The organism is Pseudomonadota bacterium (assembly GCA_010028905.1).
Taxonomy (GTDB): Bacteria; Vulcanimicrobiota; Xenobia; order RGZZ01; family RGZZ01; genus RGZZ01.
Window position 1 is genome coordinate 1 of the sequence record RGZZ01000226.1, and the last position, 8,070, is coordinate 8,070.

Below are 8,070 nucleotides of genomic sequence, written 5' to 3' on the forward strand. Positions count from 1 at the left end.
CCGTCCTATTCCCTGGCCGACTCCGGTGAGTTCCGCGCCGCGCCGCCGGTCCCGCCGGCGCCCGTCGACCCCGCGCCGAGCGGATCGCGATCGCTGGCCCTGGGTCTTCTTGCCGTGCTCTTCCTCGCGGGCATCGCCTACGCCGCGTATTTCTGGGTGAAGCCACCCGGAGAGGTGAGCGTGCCTTCGCTGGTCGGGCTCGAGCAGTCGGTGGCCCGCGCTTCGGTCGAGAAGCTCAACCTCCGCTTCACCATCAAGGAGTTCGTCTACAGCGACGATCCGCCGGGCCTCGTGAAGCAGCAGTCACCGGCCCCCGGCACGAGTCTGCGGCGCGGAAACGACGTTCTCGTGGTGGTGAGCAAGGGGCATCAGACCGTTCAGGTGCCCACGCTCATCGGCCTCGATCGCGAGGCGGCCCGTCGCGCCCTCGAGCAGCGCGGCCTCAGCGCGCGCTTCACCGAGGACTACAGCGATCGCGTGCCCCTGGGGCAGGTCGCCTCGGCGGAACCCGCCACCGGCACACCCGTCGAGCTGCAGACCCACATCACGGTCACCATCAGCAAGGGCATGCCGCAGGTGAAGGCCCCCGCGCTCGTGGGCACGACCGAGAAAGACGCCACGGCGAGGGCCGAGGCTGCGGGTCTCAAGGTTCGCGTGGTCACGCACAAGCCGAGCACCACCGTGGCGAGCGGCAGCGTTCTCGAGCAGACCCCACCGCCGGGAACAGGGGTCTCGAAGGGGAGCACCATCGAGATCATCGTCAGCAGCGGTCCGGAATCGCGTGGCGTGCCCTCGCTCAAGGGGCTCTCCCTGGCTGACGCGCGGCGAAACGCCGAGCAGCAGGGGTTCACCGTCGTTGTCGAGGGAGGCAGCGCCAGCCCTGACGCGCGGGTGACCGACCAGTCGCCGGAAGGGGGCGTCACCATGGCGCAGGGCGGCGTGATACACGTCAGTGTCGAGGCGCCTCCGCCCACGCCGGAGAACAGCGACGAGAGCGTCGTCGTTCCAGGGCTTCGAGGCCTGTCGCTCGACGCCGCGCGCGCCGCACTGGAGGAGCGCGGTCTGCGCGTGGGTAATACCGAGGCCGAGGAGAGCGATCTGCCGAGCGGATCGATTCTTCGCCAATCGCCTGAAGAGAGCGCCACCGCGCGCCGGGGGAGCACGGTTGATGTGGTGATCGCAGAGAAGCGGTCAGAGCCCCAGCCCAGGGAGTCCCCCCGCAAGCAACGCCCCGAGCCGAAAGAAACCCCGAAATGATCAACGACAGCAAGCCGACCGCCGCCCTCGCGTGGATATGGCGCATGGTGGCCTTCATCCCACGGGTTCTCGTTCCCGTCTTTCTCATCACGGTCACGATCTACTGTGGTCGCGCAATGGGCCTGGCCATCTACGAGACGTACTTCGTGCTTCCCAACGAGAAGAAGGTTCCGCGCATCACCGGCACCGACGTCGAGGAGGCCAAGCGGCTGCTGGCGCGCCTCAACCTCGGCATCGACGTGCACGAGACCCGGAACTCCGCGACGGTTCCGAAGAATGCGGTGATCGAGCAGTATCCGCCCGCCGACCGCGACACCCGCGAAGGCAGCAGCGTGTCGGTGGTTGTCAGCCTCGGACCGGACTCGGTCACGGTGCCGCGCCTCGTCGAGAAGACGTTCGAAGAGGCGGTCGTCGACCTCCACAACGCCAAGCTGAACCTGGGCAGGGTCACACGGGTGGCCAAGCACAAGGACGACCCCGAGATGGTGCTCGAGCAGAACCCGAAGCCCGATGCCACCGTGAAGAAGGGAACGAAGGTCAACCTCATGGTGAACATCGGAAACGATGCGCGCGTGCAGGTGCCCTCGTTCGTCGGGCAGACGGTGGAGAAGGTGCGCGACTCGGCTTCGTGGAGCAACCTCAAGCTCGGCACCCTGGCCTGGGTGGTGAGCGATACCGTACCCGCGGGGACCATCGTCAGCCAGGAGCCCTCTGCCGGCAAGGATGTGGTGCCGGGCGCCGAGGTCGACATGAAGGTGAGTCTCGGGGCCTCCACCGGCCACAGCGAGATCAAGCAGCGACAGGTGCAGCTGCGCACCCCGGACGTGACCGGCCTGCAGGAGATCCGGGTCACGGTGACCGACGAGACCGGTAGCCATATAGCCTACGAGGGAACCCATGCCCAGGGCGAGCTGGTGAATGTGTTCGTGACCTGCTTCGGGCGCGGCGAGTACACGGTGACGGCCAACGAGAAGGTCGTCTCCCGCGCCAAGATCTGAGGGAGCGCCATCGGCATGAGCAAGAAGGTCAACATCCAGGTGGCCCCGTCGCTGCTCGCGGCCAACCTCGCGCGGCTCGGCGATGAGTGCGCGGCGGTGGAGCGTGATGGCGCCGACATGATCCACTACGACGTGATGGACGGTCACTTCGTGCCGAACATCACCATGGGCTGGGGCATCATGGAGAGCCTTCGCGAGCACACGACCCTTCCCATCGACGTGCATCTCATGATCGAGCGCCCGGAGCGCTACGTGGCCGATTTCCGCAAGGCCGGGGGGGACATCCTCACCATCCACATCGAGGCGACGCATCACGTGCAACGGGTTCTCAGCCAGATCCGCGCGCTGGGGGCCAAGGCCGGACTCGCCTTCAACCCGGGCACGTCGCTGGCCGATGTGGAGTATCTGCTCGGCGATGTGGACATGCTCCTCATGATGACGGTGAACCCGGGGTTCGGCGGCCAGTCCTTCCTCGAGCAGGTGCTTCCCAAGATCCGCAAGGCGCGCCAGATGATCGACGAGAGCGGTCACGATGTCATGCTCGAGGTCGATGGTGGCATCGACCCGCTCACCGCGCGCCGCTGTCTCGAGGCGGGAGCCGACGTGCTGGTCGCGGGCACCGCCATCTATCGTCGTCCCAGCTACCGGGACGCCATCGCGTCCATTCGCAGCGGCACTGCTGAAAGTTCACCATCGGCCTGAGCCCCGCGGCCGAGGAGGAGGTGACCCATGCGCATCACGCTCGAGCAGAGCGGAGGGTTTGCCGGTCTCACCCTGCGACGCACCCTCGACACGACCGCCCTCACGCCGGATGAGGCCGCTGTCGTCGAAGCCCTGCTGGCCCAGGCAGATCTCTTCGGTCTGCCCGAGGCCGCGCCTGCGCAGCGGCGCGGTTTTGACATGCAGCGCTATCGGCTCACCGCCGAAGACGGGGAGCGTTCGCGCACGCTGCACCTGCACGATGGCAGCGTGCCGGACGCGGTGCGCCCGCTGCTGGCCTTTCTCGGACGCCTGCGTCCCGACGCCCGCTGAGACGACGCCTCAGTCTGCGCGCAGCGCCTGCGCAAGCATGGGCAGCGAGCGCTCGTAGCGATACGACGTGTCGCGGTGCCCGTCGGCGAACTCCTCGTAGTGGTGCTTCACGCCGAGGGCGTTCAGCTGCTTGCGAAATATGCGGGCCCCCAGGTGCAGGTTGTACTCGTCGCTCGAGCCCACGTCGATGTAGAGGCACGAGAGCCGTTGCAGCGCGGCGGCCCCGGCCTCGAGCATGCGCACCGGATCGTGGGTCAGCCACCGCTGCCAGATCGCCTCGCGAAGCGCCCCCGTCTCGAAGTCGAAGGGCATCCAGATGCCGAATCCATCGCCCTCACCGCCCTCGTCGTCGGGCGAGTAGGCGGCCGCCATGGCCGTGATGTTGATTGCGGTGAAGTCGCTCGATCGCTTCTTCGGCGCCTGTTCGAAGTGCTCGAGCCAGGCGGCGAGCGAGCCGAACGCGGTCATGGTGCTCGCCGCCTTGGGGATGTCGGGCAAGTAGGCGTACTCGAAATACATATCGCCCGCGTGACAGGCACAGGCGCCGAACACGTCACCGCGCTCGAGCGCAAGCCGCAGCGCCCCGTAGCCACCGCTCGACTTGCCCGCCACGGCCCGGGATTCCCGCGTCGCAAGCGTGCGATGGCGGGCGTCGATGTGCGCCACCGTCTCGTCGGCAACGAAGCGCTGGTAGGGGCCGGTGGCGCTCGAGTCGACATACTGGCTTCCCCCATAGCGTGTCATGGCATCGGCCATGACCACGATGGCCTCGTTCATGCATCCGCTTCGCATGAGGGTGTCGAGGCGCTGGGGCAGGGTGGGAGAGAAGCAGCTGTAGCCGACGAACGACATGCCGGTGCCGCTGTACCCCGCCAGCATGTAGATCGTCGGATAGCGCCGTGAGGGCGTGGTATCATACGAGGGCGGCAGGTAGACGGGAACGTCGCGGAAGGCCGGATCGCCCGGGCGGTTTCCGACGAGCAGGCGGCTCTCGATGCGCTCGATGACGACGCGTCCCGCGAGGGGCAGGGCAGTGGGGGTCATGCGTCTTCTCCAGGATCGCTCGCGGGCGCGGGGCACGGCGAGCATGATGAATGCGTCGGCCCTTCGGCCGTCGGGGGGGTCACCCCTCCTTGTACCCGCACCGCCCTGGCGCGCATCACAAAGAGGGGACACGGTCGAGAAGGGCCAACCCTGGCGGCATGAGACAGCACCGCCGCTGCACGGAAAAGACAGGGAGGCGTCATGGCGCGACGTCGTGATGTGAACGGGCCCTCGCGCGATGGTGACCCCTGTGTCGTTCTCGTACGGCCCCGCTATGCCGAGAACGTGGGGGCCGCGGCGCGGGCGCTCGAGAATGCGGGAGGGGGCGAGCTGCGCCTGGTGGCGCCCAACGAGAAGGCGCGGGCCGCCATCGCCGAGCGGGTTGCGCGGGGCGGAGAGCCGCGGCTGCGAGCGGCGCGCACCTTCGCGTCCCTCGAAGAGGCCATCGCCGACGTCGATCTCGCGGTGGCCACCAGCCACAAGACGGGACGACATCGTCGCCCGCTGCTTCCCTGGGAGCTCACGACAGAGGTCGTCGACGGGCTGCGCCCCCGTTCGACGGCCCTCGTCTTTGGACCGGAAGATCATGGGCTCTCGTCTGATGAGGTTGATCTCTGCCATCGCCTCGTCACCATTCCCAGCCACGGTCCGCTGAACCTGGCCCAGTCGGTGATCGTGCTGCTCTATGAGCTGAAGATGCGGCCGCGTTCGCCCGCGGGCGACCGTGGCGTCACGCCCCTGCGAGGCCGGAGCAGCGAAGGCCATCCGAGCCCCGAGGTCCCTGCTGTCGACCGCGGGGTGGATGACGGGCACGCCGATGATGACGCAGGGGTGCTTGCCGCCGTGGCGGCGGCGCGGGCGGCGCTGTCACGGGTGGGGTATCCGCGTCATCGCAAGCCCCTCGAACTCGAGATGTCGCGCCTGGCCGATCTCTTGTCTCGAGCCGCGCTGGCGCCGTGGGAGGTCAACCTTCTCGTCGGCATGTTCCGCCACGTCGATCGTTGGGCCGCGCGGCACACCCCTGCGTCGGGGGCGCCGGCCGCCGAAGTCGGTGCCGACGCGGGCGCGGACATGGTCTCTCCGCTTCTCGAACCCGACGCGCCCTGAGAGAGGTGTCACGTCGACGGGCCCTGGGAGGCGCGCTCTCGACGCATGGCGAACGAACCCGCCGCGCCACACGTGCCGCGTCCTCGACGCGGCCCACGCTCAGGAGGCCCATGTGACCCGAAGCAGTCTGACCCTTGACGCGCTGCGTTCCACCATCGGTGACATCATCGGTGGCCACTTCGGCGCGCATCACGTCGATGCACAGGGCGACGTGCACGTCGATCACGAGTCCGCGCGGGTGTTCGTGTGCGCCCGACCGTGGCGAGAGCGCGCGGCCCTCGTGAGCATCTTCAGCGTCACCAACGTCGCGGTGCCCATCACCGAGGCGCTCACGCTGTTCCTCGCGTCCGAGAACCTTCACACCGTGTTCGGGCACTTCGCCCTGCACGCCGACGAGGGGGCCAGCCACGGCGATGTGTGGTTCGGCCACACCCTGCTGGGTGACTTCCTCGACGCCGATGAGCTGGTCACGGCCCTCAGCGCCGTTGCCCGCGCCGCAAACAAGTACGACGACCTCATCAAGGCACGGTTCGGCGGTCGTCTCTACACGGAAGGATGAGTCGTTGATCACCCTCGAACCTGCACAGGTCTTCTCGTGGGCCGCCGAGCTCGGCGTGCCCTCCGCGGTGGTGGAGGCCGCCGAGTCTGCTGAGCGCGCAAGCGCCGAAGAGCGTGACGCCGTTCGGCGCCGCGCGCAGAACAACCAGCTCAAGGTGATGCGCGCCTTTGCCGAGGTGGGGTGGGGCGAGGGTCACTTCGCCGGCTCGACCGGGTACGGGTATCACGACGTCGGTCGTGAGGCGCTCGACCGCTCGGTGGCCCTGGTGTTCGGCACCGAAGATGCCTGTGTGCGCTGGAACCTGGTGAGCGGCACCCACGCCCTGGCCAGCCTGCTGTTCGGCGCGCTCCGTCCGGGGGACGTGTGCGTCTCGGTGACGGGGCAGCCCTACGACACCCTCAAGCCGGTGCTCTTCGGGGCGCGCGGGTCGCTCGAGCAGTGGGGGGTGGGCTTTGAGGTGGTGCCTCTTGGCGCCGATGGTCACCCGGATGTCGCGGCGTCGGTGGCGGTCGTGCGACGCCCCGAGGTGAAGGTGGCCTACGTGCAGCGCTCGTGCGGATACGATTGGCGCCCTTCGCTCGACCTCGACCGCATGCGTGGGCTTATCGCGGCCATGAAGGCCGAGCGCCAAGACCTCGTGGTGCTGGTCGACAACTGCTACGGCGAGATGGTGGAGCCGCTCGAGCCCACCCAGATAGGGGCAGACTGCCTGGCCGGCTCGCTCATCAAGAACCTGGGCGGCACCCTTGCCCCCACGGGCGGCTATGTTGCCGGGCGGGCCGATCTGGTCGAAGGCGCGCGCATCTCGATGACGGCGCCGGGCATCGCGGGCCATCAGGGGGCGACCCTCGACGTCACACGAACCCTCGCGCAGGGGCTGTTCATGTCGCCCATGATCGTGGGACAGGCGCTCGAGGGGGCGGTGTGGGCGGCGTACGTGTTCGAGCGCCTCGGATTCGAGGTCTCGCCTCGACCGGGACAGGCGCGCACCGACATCATCCAGGCGCTGCGCCTCGGGTCACGCGAGCGTCTCATGGCCTTCTGTCGCGGGGTTCAGGCGGCGGGTCCCATCGATGGGCGGGCCGTGCCGGAGGCCGTGATGAACCCCGGGTATCGCGACCCCATCGTCATGGCGGGCGGCTCGTTCGTGGCGGGTTCGTCGATGGAGCTCTCTGCAGACGGCCCGCTGCGCGAGCCGTATGCGGTCTACCTGCAGGGAGGCATGTCGTACGTGCACGTGCAGATGGGTGTGATGCTGGCGCTGCGCGAGCTGCACGCCCGCGGGCTCATGGCGTGAGGCAGACGTGACGATGCGTGTCGGGGTCGACGTTGGGGGCACGTTCACCGATTTCTTCTTCGTGCGCGCCGATGGCGTGACGCTGCATCACAAGGTGCCCTCCACGCCTGCTGATCCCGCGCGGGCCATCCTCGAGGGGCTCGCGGGCTTTGTCGAGGGGGTCGATGTCTCGCTGGTGCACGGCACGACCGTGGCCACCAATGCCCTGCTCGAGCGCAAGGGCGCGCGCACCGCTCTCGTGGCCACGCGCGGGTTCGCCGACGTGGCGCGCATCGGTCGACAGGCACGCCCGTCGCTCTACGACCTCGAGCCTCCCACACAGACGCCCCTTGTCACCGACGCGCGGCTGTTCGAGGTCGACGAGCGTCTCGACGCTTCGGGCGCCGTGCTCGTGCCCCTCGAAGATCTCGCCGTGCTGCGAGACGCCCTGGCGCGCGCAGACGTCGAGTCGGTGGCGGTGGTGCTGCTGCACGCGTTCGCCCATCCGGCCCACGAGCGGGCCGTGGCGGAGGCGCTGGCACCGCTGGGGGTCTCGGTGAGCCTGTCATCGTCGGTGTCGGCCGAGTACCGTGAGTACGAGCGAGCCTCCACCACCCTTGTGAACGCCTATGTGGCCCCCGTCATGGACCGCTACATCGCGCGACTCGAGGAAGACCTGCCCGTGCGCGAGTTTCGCATCATGCAGTCGAACGGCGGCAGCATGCCGTCGGGCGAGGCGCGACGGCTGCCCGTGCACACCATTCTGAGCGGACCCGCGGGTGGGGTGTGCGGGGCCT

At 68.5% G+C, this 8,070-nt stretch carries 9 protein-coding genes; 8 read left to right on the forward strand and 1 reads right to left on the reverse strand.

Annotated features, from left to right (window positions below; all coding sequences use genetic code 11):
- From EB084_14955 to EB084_14970, 4 genes are all read left to right on the forward strand, one after another.
- A partial coding sequence (locus EB084_14955; GenBank protein NDD29554.1) for a PASTA domain-containing protein occupies nucleotides 1-1,257 on the forward strand: 1,257 nt, incomplete at its 5' end.
- A complete protein-coding gene (locus EB084_14960; GenBank protein ID NDD29555.1) occupies nucleotides 1,254-2,255 on the forward strand; it encodes a PASTA domain-containing protein in 1,002 nt (333 codons plus the stop codon). The genes EB084_14955 and EB084_14960, both read left to right, overlap by 4 nt.
- 15 nt (nucleotides 2,256-2,270) lie before the next feature.
- Nucleotides 2,271-2,957: a ribulose-phosphate 3-epimerase gene (locus EB084_14965; protein NDD29556.1), complete on the forward strand. Its 687-nt coding sequence runs from the start codon at nucleotides 2,271-2,273 to the stop codon at nucleotides 2,955-2,957.
- A 27-nt stretch (nucleotides 2,958-2,984) separates the two neighbouring features.
- Entirely contained in the window at nucleotides 2,985-3,287 is a 303-nt protein-coding gene (locus EB084_14970) for a hypothetical protein (protein NDD29557.1), read from the forward strand.
- A 9-nt stretch (nucleotides 3,288-3,296) separates the two neighbouring features.
- Here the strand turns inward: EB084_14970 and EB084_14975 are convergent, their stop codons facing one another.
- Complete coding sequence (locus EB084_14975) at nucleotides 3,297-4,331, reverse strand: esterase (GenBank protein ID NDD29558.1); 1,035 nt, start codon at nucleotides 4,329-4,331, stop codon at nucleotides 3,297-3,299.
- Between the two features lie 201 nt (nucleotides 4,332-4,532).
- Between EB084_14975 and EB084_14980 the strand changes: the two genes are divergently transcribed.
- The 4 genes from EB084_14980 to EB084_14995 form a co-directional block, all read left to right on the forward strand.
- On the forward strand, nucleotides 4,533-5,438 hold the full coding sequence (locus EB084_14980) for a hypothetical protein (GenBank protein NDD29559.1): 906 nt from the start codon (nucleotides 4,533-4,535) through the stop codon (nucleotides 5,436-5,438).
- 112 nt (nucleotides 5,439-5,550) lie between these two features.
- On the forward strand, nucleotides 5,551-5,997 hold the full coding sequence (locus EB084_14985; protein NDD29560.1) for a hypothetical protein: 447 nt from the start codon (nucleotides 5,551-5,553) through the stop codon (nucleotides 5,995-5,997).
- A complete protein-coding gene (locus EB084_14990) occupies nucleotides 5,897-7,294 on the forward strand; it encodes a hypothetical protein (GenBank protein ID NDD29561.1) in 1,398 nt (465 codons plus the stop codon). The genes EB084_14985 and EB084_14990 overlap by 101 nt, the downstream gene beginning before the upstream one ends.
- Before the next feature lie 13 nt (nucleotides 7,295-7,307).
- On the forward strand, nucleotides 7,308-8,070 hold a 763-nt coding region (locus tag EB084_14995), incomplete at its 3' end, for a hydantoinase/oxoprolinase family protein (GenBank protein NDD29562.1).